A 15,781-nucleotide genomic window follows, 5' to 3' on the forward strand; every position below is an offset into this window, starting at 1 on the left:
GTTTTCTCTGGCGGTTACACTGATAAGCAAACCTCTTCGTGTGGATCCGCTTGAGTCTTATGGAACTGAAAGCAACTTCTCTTGGAAAACGTCTGGCACAACACCCTTACGATCGGGCCGTTATTCTCAATGCCGGGATTAAAGTTTCCGGCGATCGTCACGAGTATCTTATTCCCTTCAATCAGTTACTGGCTATTCATTGCAAACGCGGCCTGGTATGGGGCGAGCTGGAGTTTGTACTCCCGGATGAGAAGGTGGTTCGTCTTCACGGTACAGAGTGGGCGGAAACCCAGCGCTTCCATCATCATTTGAATGCGCTCTGGCAACAGTGGAGCCAGGAAATGAGTGACGTTGCTGCCGGGGTTTTACAGCAGCAATTGGATGCGATAGCGGCGCGTACTAGTGAAAGTAAATGGCTGACGCGCGAACAAACGTCAGGGCTGCAGCAGCAGATTCGCCGTGCCTTTGCCGCGTTACCGCTCCCGGTTAATCGGCTGGAGGAATTTGAAAATTGCCGGGAGGCGTTACGTCAATGCCAGGCATGGTTGAAAGACATTGAAGCCTGTCGCTTACAGCACAATCAGGCGTACACCGATGCAATGCTGGAAGAGTATGCCGAGTTTTTCCAGCATATTGAATCTTCGCCGTTGAACCCTGCTCAGGCGCGCGCGGTGGTGAATGGTGAGCAATCATTGTTGGTACTTGCAGGTGCTGGAAGCGGTAAAACATCTGTGTTAGTTGCCCGGGCTGGTTGGTTGCTTGCACGAGGAGAAGCTGCACCAGAACAGATCCTGTTGCTGGCGTTTGGACGCAAAGCAGCCCAGGAGATGGATGACCGCATCCGTGAGCGTCTGCATACGGATGAGGTCACCGCACGGACGTTCCATTCACTCGCGTTGCACATTATTTCGCAAGGCAGCAAAAAAGTCCCAACGGTGAGCAAGCTTGAAAATGATGCTATCGCGCGCAACAAACTCTTTATAACAACCTGGCGTCAGCAGTGCAGTGAGAAAAAGGCTCAGGCTAAAGGCTGGCGGCAATGGTTAGAAGAAGAAATGCAGTGGTCTGTACCCGAAGGTAACTTCTGGGATGACGAAAAATTACAGCGCCGTCTGGCTTCCCGGTTGGATCGCTGGGTTAGTTTGATGCGTATGCATGGCGGAGCACAGGCGGAGATGATTGCTAATGCTCCGGAGGAGATCCGTGATCTGTTCAGTAAACGCATAAAGCTAATGGCGCCGCTGCTCAAGGCCTGGAAGAGTGCCCTGAAGGATGAGAATGCCGTCGATTTCTCCGGGTTGATCCATCAGGCTATTGTCATTCTGGAGAAGGGGCGGTTTATCAGTCCGTGGAAACATATTCTGGTCGATGAATTTCAGGATATTTCCCCTCAGCGCGCCGCCCTGTTAGCCGCCTTGCGTAAGCAAAACTCGCAGACCATGCTGTTTGCCGTGGGTGATGACTGGCAGGCCATTTACCGGTTCAGCGGAGCACAGCTTTCTCTGACAACCGCATTTCAGCAAAATTTTGGTGAGGGCGATAGCTGTAATCTGGATACGACTTACCGTTTTAATAGCCGTATCGGCGAAGTCGCAAACCAGTTTATCCAGCAAAACCCACACCAGCTCACAAAACCGCTGAACAGTCTGGCGACCGGTGATAAAAAAGCCGTCACGTTGCTCGACGAAAGCCAGTTAGATCTGTTGCTGGATAAGCTGTCGGGTTTTGTAAAAGCCGAAGAGAGAATTCTGGTGCTGGCGCGATACCATCATCTCAAACCTGCCAGCCTGGACAAAGCGGCCACCCGCTGGCCCAAGCTGCAGCTGGATTTTATGACTATTCATGCCAGCAAAGGGCAGCAGGCGGATTATGTCATTGTGATGGGGCTTCATGAAGGGAATGACGGTTTCCCGGCTCCGGCTCGCGAGTCGATTATGGAAGAGGCGTTACTCCCGGCTGTTGAAGATTTTCCTGATGCGGAAGAGAGACGGTTGCTGTATGTGGCGCTAACGCGTGCGCGGCATCGGGTATGGCTACTGTTTAGCAAAGACGCGCCATCATGCTTTGTTGATGAGCTTAAGCAATTAGACGTTCCGGTGACCAGGAAACCCTGAAAAGCAGGCGGCAATTACCGCCTGCTTAGCGTTTATTTGAGGCGTTCTGCCAGATAACGGGCGTAATCCGGGATCAAGATATCTGTTGCGTCGTTGAAGTTTGGCGACTGGATAATAAAATCAGCCGTTGACACGTTGGTGGCGACTGGAATGTTCCAGACCGTGGCCAGGCGTAGCAGGGCTTTGACATCAGGATCGTGGGGAACGGCGTTGAGCGGATCCCAGAAGAAAATCAGCACATCAATTTTCCCTTCTGAAATCAGCGCACCCACCTGCTGGTCCCCCCCCATCGGGCCGCTCAGCATGGCGTTGACGTCCATTCCTGTCGCGCGTTGAATTAAGTTTCCTGTTGTTCCTGTTGCATACAGAACGTGTTTTTCCAGTAATGGCTGGTGGCGTTCAACCCAGCTCATCAACATCTTTTTGCAGTGATCGTGTGCGACCAACGCAATATGTTTCTGCGCTGGCAATGTGCGAGTCGTTAATTCCATAGTACAGCTCCCAAGTTAACCTTGTTACAGAGTACTGGAAGCACTTGACGCTGCAAGAGAAAGACAAAAAAAATGCGTATACGAACATAAATGTCACGATGGGGGTTGTTTCTCCGCCCATTGTAAGAAGTTACTTCGCGTTTGTGCGTCAGCCTGTTGAAACCAATATTTTAAGCGCTGCTCGGTCAGTGTTTGCGACTGAGGCGGCACGCGATCCAGTTCTGACACCCCGGAAAGCAGCGAACTGTCATCGGCCATCATTGTGGCAAATTGCGGTAAAGACGCATGCTTAGCCGCTTTGTTATAGCGCTCTGTTTCCATTTCATAATCTACGATTTTTGCGGTGGACGTGATTGACAGAATATCCAGCTTAACCGGTATAGGCATGGAGTCCCCATCCAGCAGTTCTACGCGCGGGGCATCATCAAAATGCGTTGCATCCCGCTCGTTGCTCAGACGTGGGAGGTGGAAATTAACCTGACTGACGAGTTGGGTATCAAAGCTGATGACCAACGGAGGCGAAATATACAGACGTTCTTCGTGGCTGGACAGGCGAATGGTTTTTTCTACGCGAAACACGAGCTGGTGCCGACCATTTTCCAGCTCAATACTGTCGGCACCACGCAGTAATGAGCTGGAGACTTTTTTTCCGTCCAGTACCAGAAGGTCAATATCATTAGACAGACGTAAAGAGGTAGCAAAAACGGTTACCGGCAAACATAGGGCAATCAAGGCTGTCACAATGCCGGCTTTCATAGGTTTCTCCTGTCCAGAAAATATCTCTATAAGATGTATCTAAATTTTTCGATAATCATGTTTACTAACATATAGACATATTTTTGAGTTTAGCTCTCATGCGCCAGTATGGGATGAATGGTTGCGGGGGCAGGTTTGTCGTACACTTTGCTAAACAGCCTGGAGGAAAACGATGAAAGAGACCGATATTGCTGGCATTTTGACAACGACCTGTACGATTGCGCTGGTGGGGGCAAGCGATAAACCCGACCGTCCAAGCTATCGGGTGATGAAATATTTACTCGATCAGGGCTATCACGTTATTCCTGTTTCACCGAAGGTTGCCGGAAAAACGCTGCTGGGGCAGCAGGGCTATGCGACGCTGGCAGATGTACCAGAGAAAGTGGATATGGTAGATGTCTTCCGTAATTCTGAAGCGGCGTGGGGTGTTGCTCAGGAGGCAATTGCCATCGGAGCGAAGACCTTATGGATGCAGCTCGGCGTGATTAACGAGCAGGCAGCCGTGCTGGCTCGCGATGCAGGGATGACGGTGGTGATGGATCGCTGCCCGGCGATTGAGATCCCGCGGCTGGGACTGGCGAAGTAAGGCTGATCTGTAGCCGAACAAAACGCACAGGCCCGATTAGCGAATCGCCATCGGGCCTGTGTTAGCATCAATTGCGCAGGCGCGGGGCCTGAAGCTGTTTTCGAATTGTTCGCGCCAGTTCATCCATCGACGGTTGCTCCGGATGTTCTTCCTGTAGCTCACTACTCAGTTGCGCTTCGGCCAGATACGTATGCACTGGCAGACCATTATCGTCTTCCATCACCACGTGATACCAGGGAGCGGCGCGAAGTTCGTCGTTAACCGCCAACTCATCGGCTGACGGTTGATCAAGCGAATATTCCGGGTCGATATCCACGACCACTCCGAGGTAACCTAACAGGGAATGGCGGACCTGCTGGCCGATACCGAATTTGCTGGCAATCATAGTCACCTCCCGGGAAATAGATACCCTTTATGTAAGGGTAATATTCCACTTTTCAAGTTACATGATGCGACAGGCAAACCCTTTCAGATACAGCCCTTCCGGGTAGGTAGCGATCACCGGGTGATCGGCGGCCTGACGGAACTGCTCTATAAATTGTACATCACGACCAGCATCTATTGCGGCATCAGCGATGATTTTCTGAAATAAATCGGTGGTCATTAGCCCAGAGCAGGAGAAAGTCAGCAGCACACCGCCCGGATTGAGCAACTGAATAGCCAGCATATTGATGTCCTTATAGCCGCGGCAGGCGCCCATCAACTGGCTTTTGTTTTCGACAAATTTCGGCGGATCCATCACGATGACGTCGAATTTCTCACCACGATCTCGATAAGCACGCAGAAGTTTGAACACATCATCACGCACGAACTCAGCTTTGCTCAGATCCAGCTTGTTCAATTCCACGTTCTGGCGGGCAATATCGAGCGCTTCCTGAGAGGTGTCAACGCTGACAACCTGACGGCATCCGCCCATTAATGCTGAGACCGCAAAGCCGCCGGTATAAGAGAAACAGTTCAGCACACGCTGATTTTCCACATAACGACGCGTGGCCAGGCGGCTGTCGCGTTGATCGAGGTAATAGCCGGTTTTGTGACCATGCTGAATATCAACCAGCAGCTTCATTCCGTGCTCTTCAATCGGCAGCAGGGCTGGCGGAAGCTCACCCGTTACTGGCCCTTGAGTCAGCTCCATACCTTCTTTTTTACGTACGGCCACATCGCTACGGTCATAAATGGCGCAGTCCGGGAAAACAATTTGCAGAGCGCTAATCAGCGCGGCGCGTTGGTATTCAGCCCCCGCACTGAGCAACTGCAACACCAGGAAGTTGCCGAAGCGGTCAATGGTGATGCCCGGCAGGCCATCGGATTCTCCGGCGATCAGACGGTAACTGTCCAGACCGTCTTTTTTCGCCAGCCAGTCACGCCATGTCTGCGCCTGCTGCAGACGACGGGTGAAGAAATCAATATCGATGGACTCAGACTTGTCGAATGTCCAGACGCGTGCACGGATCTGCGACGCGGGTGAGTACGCGCCGCGTGCTAACCATTTACCCTGATGGTCAACAATATCGATGGTTTCACCGAGGTTGGCTTTACCTTCCATACGTGCGACAGCACCGGAAAATACCCACGGATGGCGGCGCAGTAATGATTTTTCGCGCCCTTTGGCTAACACTAAACGTACACTCATAATTTACTATTCTGTCAATTCAAAGAAATGGGCGCCATTGTCCTGAGTTTTACGCATATTTGCAACGCGCGCTGTGATGATAAGGAGAACCGCAATGTCGAAAGTCTGCATAATCGCCTGGGTCTATGGCCGGGTTCAGGGGGTAGGATTTCGCTACACCACCCAGCATGAAGCACAACGGCTGGGGTTGACCGGCTACGCGAAGAATATGGATGACGGCAGCGTAGAGGTTGTCGCCTGCGGTGAAAGCGACCGGGTAGAACAGCTGATGAAGTGGTTGAAAGCCGGGGGGCCGAGCAGCGCCAGGGTTGACCGGGTTCTCAGTGAACCACATCGTCCTGGCGACGAGCTAAAGGGATTTAGTATCCGCTATTAAATACATTTCACCGGTTTCGGCAGGCCGGCAATTTTAGTCGCCTGCTTGGCCGGACCTTTCGGGAACAGGCGGTAGAGATAACGGCTGTTGCCTTTCTCTTCGCCAAACTTGTTGGCCATCGCTTTTACCAGCATGCGGATAGCGGGGGAGGTATTAAACTCCAGATAAAACTCGCGGACAAAACGCACCACTTCCCAGTGTTCCGCGGAGAGCGTAATGCCTTCGTTTTCGGCGATTCTCTCCGCCAGCGCCTCGCTCCACAGTGTGGTATCTTTCAGATAGCCTTCGCTATCGGTACTGATTTCTTTACCTTCAAAGATCAACATAATTCGTCACTGCGTTAGTCAAACTGGCGGCAGTTTACCAAAAAAGAAAGCCCCGCATAAGCGGGGCTGGATAATGCGTGTGGACATCTTAATCGCGGCTGGCGAAGCCCAGAATACTCAGCAGGCTGACGAAGATGTTGTACAGCGAAACATACAGGCTAACGGTGGCACGAATATAGTTGGTTTCACCGCCGCGGATGATATTGCTGGTTTCAAACAGGATTGCGCCTGAAGAAATCAGAATGAACACCGCGCTGATTGCCAGATGTAATGCTGGCAGTTGCAGGAAGATATTGGCAACCATACCAATCAACACCACTACAACACCCGCCATCAGCATACCGCCGAGGAAGGACATATCTTTACGCGTGGTCAGCACATAGGCCGAGCAGCTGAAGAAGACCAGCGCCGTACCGCCCAGCGCCATGGCGATAACATCACCCATGCCTGCGGACAGGTATGTATTCAGCATCGGTCCCAAGATGTAGCCCAGGAAGCCAGTGAAAGCGAAAGCTGACAGAATACCAACCGGTTTATCCGCCGTTTTATAGGTCAGGAACATCAGACCATACATACCCACCAGCGTCAGGATAAGTCCCGGAGAAGGTAACATCAGTACGGTACTGGCGGTTGCGGTGATCGCTGAAAACGCCAGCGTCAGGCTGAGCAGGAAATAGGTATTGCGCAGCACCTTATGCGTGCTGAGTAGCGATGTACGCTCGCGCGAAGAACTAATAATACGATCCATGAGTCACTCTCTTATGACAGATGTAATTAATGATGGAGGATAATGAAATCAAGAGGAATGACACAGCGGTTTTACCCATCTTTACGCATTTTAGCCCGCCAGACTTAAGCATATTATTTCAACAAAAGTTCCCGAATTAGATGTTAGCACTGTATGTGCAAAAATGTCAGATCGCTATCTACCAGGTAACTGAAAAATATTGCGTTATTCCTGAATCTCTCTGACAGTGACATCGGTGTCTACATAAAACAGAGCAATAAGGTAAAGGGAATGATTCAACATAAATCGAAGATATTGACGTTTACGCTGTTGGCTGTCTGTTTGATGTCTATAAACGGCGCGGCGAGGGCGGCAAATGTTCCCGCAGGAACACTACTGGCAGAAAAACAGGAACTGGTCAGAAACAACGGCAGTGAGCCGGCATCGCTGGATCCGCATAAAGTTGAAAGCAACGTTGAGTTTAATTTAATCAGCGATATGTTCGACGGTCTGGTGGCTGTCAAGCAGGATGGGTCTATCGAACCCCGTCTAGCCTCGTCCTGGGAGAATAAAGGCAACACTGTCTGGACCTTCCATTTACGCCCGGGCATAACCTGGTCAGATGGATCTGCTATTACCGCACAGGATGTCGTCTGGAGCTGGCAGCGTCTGGTCTCGCCGCAAACGGCTTCACCTTATGCTTCGTATCTGGGCAACATGCACGTTGCGAACGCGGTTGATATTGCCCAGGGGAAAAAAGATCCCGCCACGCTGGGAGTCAAAGCCCTGGATGATACCACGCTGGAAATTACCCTGACGCAACCGACGGCGGCGTTTCTGGCGATGCTGGCGCATCCATCTCTGGTCCCGCTGGATAAAGTGTTGATAGGTCGTTTTGGCGATAAGTGGACCAGGCCAGAGCATTTTGTCAGCAGCGGGCCGTACAAATTATCGCAGTGGGTGGTTAATGAGCGCATCGTTGCCGAGCGTAACCCACATTATTGGGACGATCGGCATACGGTTATTAATAAAGTTACTTATTTGCCTATTAGCTCAGAGTCGGCTGACGTAAATCGCTATAAGGCCGGTGAAATCGACATTGTGTATAGCGTACCGGTTAACCAGTTCGCGCAACTGAAAAAAACAATGGGGGATGAACTGCATGTCTCGCCTCAGCTTTCAACGTATTACTATCAGTTCAATACAACCCGCGCGCCGTTTAATGATCCGCGCGTGCGCCGGGCGCTGAATATGGCGTTGGATAAAGACATCATTGCGCAAAAGGTGATGGGGCAGGGGCAGCGAGCAGCGTGGGTTATCAGCCAGCCGGAAATAGGTGGGGTGAAACTGCATGCGCCGGAGTATGCGTCATGGCCGCTCGAAAAACGTATTGCTGAAGCCAAAAAACTGCTGGCTGAAGCCGGTTTTGGTCCTGAACATCCGCTTAGCTTAAATCTGCTCTACAACACCTTCGAAACGCACCAGCGTATTGCGATTGCCGCATCGTCGATGTGGAAGAAAAACCTTGGCGTCGAGGCGAAGCTGCAAAACCAGGAATGGAAAACCATGCTGGACACTATGCACACCGGTAATTTTGACGTCGTGCGTTATGCGTGGATAGCCGACTATGATGATGCCTCAAGTTTTCTCAATATCTTCCGGACCGGTGATAGCGAGAACACCACCAAGTACAGTAACCCCGCCTTTGATGAAGCGATGCGTAATGCGGCAAAAGCAAGTTCACTGGAAGAACGCGGTAAATATTATCAGCAGGCTGAAGACCTTTTAGGTGAGGATGTGCCCGCGATTCCGGTTTACCACTATGTCCGCACGCATCTGGTGAAGCCGTGGGTGGGGGGATTTGCGCCGGATAACCGGGGAAATTACTACACCAAAGATATGTACATCAAAAAACATTAAGCGCTATAGCCGGTATTCGTGCTGAATAAATGGTCAATTTGTTGTTATTTCAGTCGATTAACAACATTTTGGCTGTTTTTCAGGCAAACGAACACATTGGTGCTTTACAGGTCCGTTCGGGATGTTTATAGTGCGCCTCATTGGAAGCGTGGCCGAGCGGTTGAAGGCACCGGTCTTGAAAACCGGCGACCCGAAAGGGTTCTAGAGTTCGAATCTCTACGCTTCCGCCAAACATAAACCCCAAGCTATAAAATAGCTTGGGGTTTTTTCATTTTGCTCGGTTTATATTTTGCCTTCCTTTACTCGTCTTACTCGCGCAAGGGCAACTGCGCACCTGACCGGTTGAATGCTGGTGAACTGAGTAATCCCCCGCCTCGCAAGACCTACATGAGCGAACGTCTCTTCATTAGTCGTGCTATCCATAGCAAGCCCAGCATAATAGCCAGATAGCCCATAACGTAATTTCCCTGTTGCTTTCGTTCAGAAATCGTCGGGTCGGCAGCCCATGCCAGAAAGGCGGTAACATCCCTGGCATATTGCTCCTCAGTTTCAGCTTTTTTCGACGCTGGGCTCCATTGGATCTCCCCACTCGTCAGCGGTTTTTGCATGTTAATCACACCGCCAGGAAAATAGCGATTAGCCTTCAGTTCGGGATCGGCAGGCAGATAGCCGGTTAGCAGCGCGTAAACGTAATCTGCCCCCTGGTCCGTGTAGGGCAGAAAAGCATCTAACAAAAATTGTGGGAATCCGCGATCGTATGAGCGGGCACGGACGATATAGCTCAGGTCAACGGGTTCAGCGCCATTATTAAGGTAGCGTGCTTCCCGGTCGTTTAGATATGGTGATATAAAGCTGTCATTTAGCGTACCGTCGCGCTCACCTATCTGGCCGTCATCCTGAATCGCAGGAAACTGATAGCCGCTGGCGATACTTCTTGCTTCTTCAACCGTGAGTTCCAGACCACCGGGTCTGGTCAACGTCCGAAAGGTAAGGTGTTTCATGCCGTGACAAGCGCGACACTTCTCTTCATAAACCTGCAGACCACGTCTAAGCTGTTCCTTATCATATTGACCGGTAATGCCGCTGAAGCTCCATTCCTGGCGTTCAGGCGTGGCTTCCTGCGCATATGAGGAACCCAGCCCCAATACAGAAAAGGACAGGACGCTGAATTTCAATAGTTGTTTCATCCTCAATCCTGTTTTTCCAAAAAACGACGGCAAGGTAAGACGATTAAAAACCAGGCAAACCAAATCAGTGTCGAAAGCTGGGATGCGGCACGAATCCAACCCTCTTCATTACGAAAGCCATCAAGAAGATCCGGGCCAACCAGCGCTTTCGACCCTAACCAGCCTAAAAAGCAGGCATTAATAACCCATAGCCAGTATCCGCACTTAACCAGTTTGCTGTAATGGCGAAAACGAGCTCGGGAAGTATCAAGCCAGGGCAGAAAATAGAAAATCAGTATCGAACCGCACATCGCGGCTAGTCCCACGAATTCATTCGGGAAGCAGCGCAAGATGGAGAAGAAGGGAAGGAAATACCATTCCGGCGCAACAATCGCGGGTGTAATCGTTGGGTCCGCAGCAATAAAGTTGTCGGCGCTGCTCAGATAGTGCGGTGCGAAGAATAAAAACCAGGCGAAAACCATCAAAAAAAGAGTGATTTTGATAGCATCGAGATCGGTAATTTTGTAATCGAACAACAGGCTCCTGGACTCTTTCTCGCTAAACTTCTTTTTCATCGCTTGGGCAAACGCCGACTGTACGGTACGTATATGGATAACCGTGGCGACGATAATCACGAAGGGAAGAATAAAGTGGATAACAAAAAAGCGGCCAAGCATCGGTGTCCCCGGCGTATGGCTGCCGACTAAATATGCGTAAATTGAATCACCCACCAGCGGGATAGCCTGGGCAAAACGGGTAATTACAGTTGCCGCCCAGTAGCTTTTTTGCCCCCAGATAAGGCTATAACCAAGAAACGCAGTTATCATCAGCAGGATATACAGCGTGACGCTAACCATCCACATTGTCGTCCAGGGCTTGCGGTAAACGTTGTAGTACATACCACGAAAAATATGCAGATAGCAGGCAAAGAAAAAGAGCGACGCGCCAATAGCATGCATGTTGCGTAACAGCTCTCCATGGCGAACCGCGCGCATAATATGAATAATGGAGTCAAATGCCAGCTCAGCCGTCGGCACGTAAAACATCGCCAGCACAATACCCGTAAGGATCTGCACCCCGAGCATAACCAGCAGGATAGCGCCGATTGCAAATACCCAGAGTCCAGCAACAGAGCGAGGAAAAGGGATACGCCCGCGAAGCGAATAGACAAGCTCATTCCTCATTTCAGACTTCCTTCGTGCCGATACGCACGACCTGCCCATCGGAATGAATAACGTAGTCTGGGATTGCCAGGTTGGCAGTCGCGGGCCCGCGTGTCACGCGCCCGGAGGTATCAAACTCAGAACCGTGGCACGGACAAATCCACCCCTCCCCTCCCGGTCGGGCGTTGGGTACACACCCGGCATGTGGGCAATAACCTTGAACTACCAGCCATTGAGGATGGGCTGCAGAGACCCTGGCGCTGTCTGGCTGTGGGTCGATAAGCGTATCCAGGTCGGCACTTCTGGCAGTAATGATTTCATCCGTGGTGCGATGGTGAATAAGAATCAACTTTCCTTGCCATACACGTCTGACGGTTTGTCCAGCAGCAACACCTGCAAGAGAGACATCAATCGGTTCATTTTCCCCAAGCGCTTTTTCATCCGGACCCAAGGCCGAAACCAGCGGCCAGACTGCAGCCGCGATGCCTGCTGCACCGACAAATTTTGTCAGTTTACACAGGCATTCCCTACGTTGTTCCTGGATTTCGCCGTCTGGAAGTTTATTCTCTGCCACCTCGTATACCTCCCTGAGTATCGCGGATTAACGTTTGTCGATACGCGCGTAAATTTCCTGAAAGCGCTTGTCAGCAATACCTGGTGCTTTGAACGCTCGGTAGCTTTCTGGTAACGAGGCATCTCCAACCTTAATCAGCATCACCATGCCCTGTGCGTAATGCGGTGTACATTTGATGCCGTAAAACCCGGCATTGTCATAAGTAACTTCGATCTCTTCATCTATTTTTCCCATAAATCCAGGATAGCCAGCCGGAGACAATTCAGCGATTGAAGCCGCGTTGTGGCTCTTATGTTTACGGATAAACTTCACCGTATCCCCTGGCTGGATCTCCAGATAATCTGGCTCATAGACCATTGGTCCCCCAGCCCCACGATTTTTCATCAACACTTCGTGAGTTTGTGCGAAGGCAGAAGAGGCGAAGGCGAGTAAACACAAAATTTGCAGACTCTGTTTGAGGTATTTCATTGATTCTTCCTTAAAATTCATCAGGCCGTTGATAACGAATAAAACAATTTTCACCACCCGCATCCTTTTCAATGATGGCGTTGATTCCAAACCAGGTGTGGAGGTTTTCGCGGGTAAAAACGGTGCAAGGTTTCCCCTGCATCGCCATATGTCCGGACGTCATTACGATGATGCGATCGCAGAACATCGCGGCATGATTAAGATCGTGCAGAGCGGCAATCACCGTGAGCTTTTCACGTTTAACCAGACTCAGCAGGCCAATCTGATGTTGAATGTCGAGGTGGTTGGTGGGCTCATCCATCAGCAACAACTTCGGTTGTTGCGCCAGCGCCCGGGCGATATGCAGGCGCTGTTTTTCTCCCCCTGAAAAGGTATGCCAGCAGCGATGCTGTAATTCACTGAGATCGACCTTTTCCAGCATAGTTTGCACAATATCGTCATCTTTGGCGGACCAGGGGGAGAGCATGCTAAGCCAGGGGGTTCGCCCCAGAGAAACGGCTTGTAAAGCGGTAAGACGCTCGCTGGTTTCAGCCTGTTGTTCGACCAGCGCCACCTGTTGCGCAAGATGACGCCGCGAATAATGCTGTAGCGCCTTATGTTGCAGAGTGATGTACCCGGAGGTCGGCTTCAGCAAACCGGCCAGCAGTGAAATCAGTGACGTTTTGCCCGAGCCGTTGGGACCAATGATGCCGACAAACTCACCGGGCGTTACGCTGAGTGAAATGTCATCAACAATCGTCTTACCTTTAACCCTCCAGCGCAGATTACAGGCTTCAATAACGGCTTGTGCAGAGTTCACAAGGGGGGATACGAGATTCACCGTCATTTGTTCTGGTTTCCTCTAATCAGAATGATTGAAAACGCAGGGGCGCCAACCAGAGCTGTGATCACGCCTATTGGTAGAACCTGGCCGGGGAGTAACGTGCGGGAAATAACATCTGCGATAATGAGGAAAATCGCGCCGGTAAGCGCACTCACTGGCAGCAGTCGATGATGCTGGTTGCCGACCAGCAGACGAGCGGCATGCGGGATAACCAGACCGACGAAGCCGATCGCACCAACAATGGAGACCATAATTGCCGTCATGCCGGTGACGGCGGCAATCAGTACTGCACGGGTACGTTTTACTGGAATGCCCAACGATGCCGCAGACTCAGCGCCAAAGGAGAAGGCGTCGAGATGACGGGCATAACAGAAGCACAGCACAATACCGACCAGAGCGGTAGGAATGGCTAAGACAACATCGGGCCAACGTACACCGCTCAAATTACCTAACAACCAGAACATAATTCCACGCGCTTGCTCGGCATTTGCTGAGCGGGTGATGATGAGCGACGTAATTGCATTGAAAAGCTGCGAGCTGGCGATGCCGGCAAGAATTATTTGGGTTGTCACACCGCCGCCTTGTCTACCGCCAGCAGCCATTGCCAATAGTGCAACGAACATAAATGCCGTTAGCGCGCCAATGAAAGCCCCCAATGACATGCTGATAACGCCGGCCCCAAGCCCGGTGAGAGCAATCAGCACCGCTCCGGTGGATGCTCCGGCAGAAATCCCCAGTAGATAAGGTTCGGCGAGTGCATTGCGTAGCAGCGACTGTAACACTACGCCGGAAACAGCCAGGCAGGCACCGCAACTGGCAGAGACCAGCGCTCGGGTCAGGCGATAGTTCCAGACGATCCCTGCATCCAGCGCATCGACAGGATAGTGGGTATCAAAAAGATGATTTGCCAGCGTACTGAGCACATGCCGCCAGGGGATCAGCGTTTCGCCGATGGAAATCCCCGCCAGCAGTACGCAGCACATCAGCGCACTGACCCAGACGGTATGCCCACCGACTCTCACTGCAAGCAGACCAAAGGCACGACGCATCCTGCGTGGATCACTCATGATTATCTGCGTTCCTGAGTAACAGAGATGCGCTATACCGCGCAGGATATAGCGCAAAACGTAGATTAATGAGCAGCCTGCGGATGAGCTAAGCCATATTCAACCAGGGCATCAGCCAGTTTTTCTAGCCCATCAATAGTTCTGATCCCAGCATTCATTGTCTGTACGTCGATGACCGGCAGATGGTTTTCCTTAACGGCAGGAACCAGCGTGGTGACAGGATCGGACTTGAGGTATTCCATCTTGATCTTCCAGTCATCTGCCGGGAAGCGGCGACGGCTCATCTCGCCGAGCACAATGACAGAAGGATTAGCTTTAGCGATAGTTTCCCAGCCCACTGTTGGCCATTCTTCGGCAGAATCAATCACATTCTTCACACCCAGTGTTTGGGCTATCCATGCTGCTGGGCCAAACTTTCCGGCAACGTAAGGATCGAGCTGTAAATCGGCACTTGAAAACCAGAACACGGCAGAAACATTCTTATCAATACCGGTAATTTTATTTTTCGCTGCGGCTTCACGTGCTTTAAGGCTGGCAATCAGCGCTTCGCCTTTATCCTGAACATCGAAGATTTTTGCCAGATCGGCGACTTCCTGATACACCATGGTGATATCAAACATCCCTTTACGGACACCATCACCACCATCTTCGTTATCTTTCGCACAGTCAGCTGGCGCGGTGTAAACAGGAACCTTCAGTTCACTAAACTGTTCATAAGAGGCAACCGTGCCAGCTGGGCCGATTTGCCACTCAAACTGGCTGGCGACCAGATCCGGTTTTTTAGCCAAAATCCCTTCAAAGCTCGGAATATTTTGCGCAATAACGGCAACTTTTTCATTTTCTGTTTTATAGGTGTCCAGTACCGGGCCAAACCACAATGAAGTACCGACGACGCGATCGGCAAGCCCTAATGAATAGAGGATCTCGGTACTGTTCTGACCCACCGTTGCCACGCGCGTTGGTGCCTGATTAAAGGTAATATCGCGGCCGCAGTTTTTAATCGTCAGAGGATATTCAGTTTTTGCCGCGTCAGAAAAACCGGAAGCGAGCAGCAGAGCAGTGGTACCAAAAATAGCCAGAAGCGTTTTTTTATAGGAGTAAAAGGTAGAATTAGCGTACATTGTCATCGTCCCGTTGATGCCAGAATCTTAAGGTCTGGTCATGGCTCATTTCATTCCATATATCGGGAGGAGACATGAAGATAGATGACATTGAATCGTGAAATTTAAGAATAAAGATATGCGAAAAATGCAAATAATCCTGACTTAGCCAAAATCTTATTCATAAATACACTACTGCTTGTGTCAAATAATTCATCCCATGGACCATCCCGTCCACTCAATGGTATACATCATTGACAGCAGGTCTCCTGACTCACGGTAATCAGAATATCAGCCTTCCCATAAAGATAAACTTTACAGTGACCAGTGGCTTATTAGCCACACAAGGATATTCTGCATCCGCCTACAGTTGCGGGGGCAGTTATGGAATTGAATTAAATAATTCTCACCATATTCCTATTCATACACAAAATGTAATGAAATGCTGTCGAAAGTGACTCTAACGGCAATTGTTAACAAGGTCAACCACG

The 15,781-nt window shown here is 50.8% G+C and carries 17 protein-coding genes, 1 tRNA gene and 1 riboswitch; of the genes, 5 read left to right on the plus strand and 13 right to left on the minus strand.

What is annotated here, in order from left to right; genetic code table 11:
* Nucleotides 1–59 precede the first annotated feature (59 nt).
* A complete protein-coding gene (helD, locus tag OGY10_RS17550; RefSeq protein WP_191226204.1) occupies nt 60–2,114 on the plus strand; it encodes a DNA helicase IV in 2,055 nt (684 codons plus the stop codon).
* 32 nt (nt 2,115–2,146) lie between these two features.
* Here helD and mgsA read toward each other — a convergent pair whose 3' ends face one another.
* Both mgsA and csgI read right to left on the minus strand, forming a co-directional pair.
* Nucleotides 2,147–2,605 (minus strand): methylglyoxal synthase, encoded by a 459-nt coding sequence (mgsA, locus tag OGY10_RS17555; protein WP_003035897.1) that lies wholly within the window; start codon nt 2,603–2,605, stop codon nt 2,147–2,149.
* A gap of 93 nt (nt 2,606–2,698) precedes the next feature.
* Complete coding sequence (gene csgI / locus OGY10_RS17560) at nt 2,699–3,361, minus strand: curli synthesis inhibitor (protein WP_016149882.1); 663 nt, start codon at nt 3,359–3,361, stop codon at nt 2,699–2,701.
* A 172-nt stretch (nt 3,362–3,533) separates the two neighbouring features.
* Between csgI and OGY10_RS17565 the strand changes: the two genes are divergently transcribed.
* Nucleotides 3,534–3,947: a CoA-binding protein gene (locus OGY10_RS17565; protein WP_191226203.1), complete on the plus strand. Its 414-nt coding sequence runs from the start codon at nt 3,534–3,536 to the stop codon at nt 3,945–3,947.
* Between the two features lie 67 nt (nt 3,948–4,014).
* On the opposite strand, the gene hspQ is transcribed toward OGY10_RS17565, so the two are convergent.
* Nucleotides 4,015–4,332, minus strand: coding sequence for a heat shock protein HspQ (hspQ, locus tag OGY10_RS17570; protein ID WP_003035905.1), 318 nt, complete (start codon nt 4,330–4,332; stop codon nt 4,015–4,017).
* Nucleotides 4,333–4,389: 57 nt separating this feature from the next.
* Nucleotides 4,390–5,580 carry a 23S rRNA (cytosine(1962)-C(5))-methyltransferase RlmI gene (gene rlmI / locus OGY10_RS17575; RefSeq protein ID WP_008784294.1) on the minus strand — a complete coding sequence of 397 codons (1,191 nt, stop codon included), beginning with the start codon at nt 5,578–5,580 and terminating at the stop codon, nt 4,390–4,392.
* Nucleotides 5,581–5,674: 94 nt separating this feature from the next.
* Between rlmI and yccX the strand changes: the two genes are divergently transcribed.
* The gene (gene yccX, locus OGY10_RS17580; RefSeq protein WP_020996508.1) at nt 5,675–5,956 is read left to right on the plus strand and encodes an acylphosphatase; all 282 of its coding nucleotides are present in this window, start codon (nt 5,675–5,677) and stop codon (nt 5,954–5,956) included.
* Here the strand turns inward: yccX and tusE are convergent.
* Together tusE and yccA are read right to left on the minus strand one after the other, a co-directional pair.
* Entirely contained in the window at nt 5,953–6,282 is a 330-nt protein-coding gene (gene tusE / locus OGY10_RS17585; protein WP_008784296.1) for a sulfurtransferase TusE, read from the minus strand. The two genes, yccX and tusE, sit on opposite strands and share 4 nt — an antisense overlap.
* Nucleotides 6,283–6,370: 88 nt before the next feature.
* Nucleotides 6,371–7,030 carry an FtsH protease modulator YccA gene (gene yccA / locus OGY10_RS17590; RefSeq protein WP_008784297.1) on the minus strand — a complete coding sequence of 220 codons (660 nt, stop codon included), beginning with the start codon at nt 7,028–7,030 and terminating at the stop codon, nt 6,371–6,373.
* A 270-nt stretch (nt 7,031–7,300) separates the two neighbouring features.
* Here yccA and OGY10_RS17595 point away from each other — a divergent pair, with 270 nt between their 5' ends.
* Nucleotides 7,301–8,929 (plus strand): ABC transporter substrate-binding protein, encoded by a 1,629-nt coding sequence (locus OGY10_RS17595; protein ID WP_032942916.1) that lies wholly within the window; start codon nt 7,301–7,303, stop codon nt 8,927–8,929.
* A 142-nt stretch (nt 8,930–9,071) separates the two neighbouring features.
* Nucleotides 9,072–9,159, plus strand: a tRNA-Ser gene (locus tag OGY10_RS17600).
* Between the two features lie 153 nt (nt 9,160–9,312).
* On the opposite strand, the gene OGY10_RS17605 is transcribed toward OGY10_RS17600, so the two are convergent.
* The 7 genes from OGY10_RS17605 to OGY10_RS17635 form a co-directional block, all read right to left on the minus strand.
* Nucleotides 9,313–10,116, minus strand: coding sequence for a cytochrome c1 (locus OGY10_RS17605; protein ID WP_191226202.1), 804 nt, complete (start codon nt 10,114–10,116; stop codon nt 9,313–9,315).
* 2 nt (nt 10,117–10,118) lie between these two features.
* Nucleotides 10,119–11,279, minus strand: a complete 1,161-nt coding sequence (locus OGY10_RS17610; protein ID WP_053069337.1) for a cytochrome b — start codon at nt 11,277–11,279, stop codon at nt 10,119–10,121.
* Nucleotide 11,280: 1 nt separating this feature from the next.
* On the minus strand, nt 11,281–11,832 hold the full coding sequence (gene petA / locus OGY10_RS17615; RefSeq protein WP_008784301.1) for a ubiquinol-cytochrome c reductase iron-sulfur subunit: 552 nt from the start codon (nt 11,830–11,832) through the stop codon (nt 11,281–11,283).
* Between the two features lie 27 nt (nt 11,833–11,859).
* Nucleotides 11,860–12,300: a pseudoazurin gene (locus tag OGY10_RS17620; protein ID WP_008784302.1), complete on the minus strand. Its 441-nt coding sequence runs from the start codon at nt 12,298–12,300 to the stop codon at nt 11,860–11,862.
* A gap of 10 nt (nt 12,301–12,310) precedes the next feature.
* Entirely contained in the window at nt 12,311–13,126 is an 816-nt protein-coding gene (locus OGY10_RS17625; RefSeq protein WP_008784303.1) for an ABC transporter ATP-binding protein, read from the minus strand.
* Entirely contained in the window at nt 13,123–14,190 is a 1,068-nt protein-coding gene (locus tag OGY10_RS17630) for a FecCD family ABC transporter permease (RefSeq protein WP_020996505.1), read from the minus strand. Before OGY10_RS17630 ends, OGY10_RS17625 begins: the two co-directional genes overlap by 4 nt.
* Nucleotides 14,191–14,255: 65 nt before the next feature.
* On the minus strand, nt 14,256–15,311 hold the full coding sequence (locus OGY10_RS17635) for an ABC transporter substrate-binding protein (protein WP_057067669.1): 1,056 nt from the start codon (nt 15,309–15,311) through the stop codon (nt 14,256–14,258).
* A 221-nt stretch (nt 15,312–15,532) separates the two neighbouring features.
* A riboswitch (cobalamin riboswitch) is annotated at nt 15,533–15,755 on the minus strand.
* Nucleotides 15,756–15,781: the final 26 nt, after the last annotated feature.

The organism is Citrobacter sp. Cpo148 (assembly GCF_030332375.1).
Classification (GTDB): domain Bacteria; phylum Pseudomonadota; class Gammaproteobacteria; order Enterobacterales; family Enterobacteriaceae; genus Citrobacter; species Citrobacter portucalensis.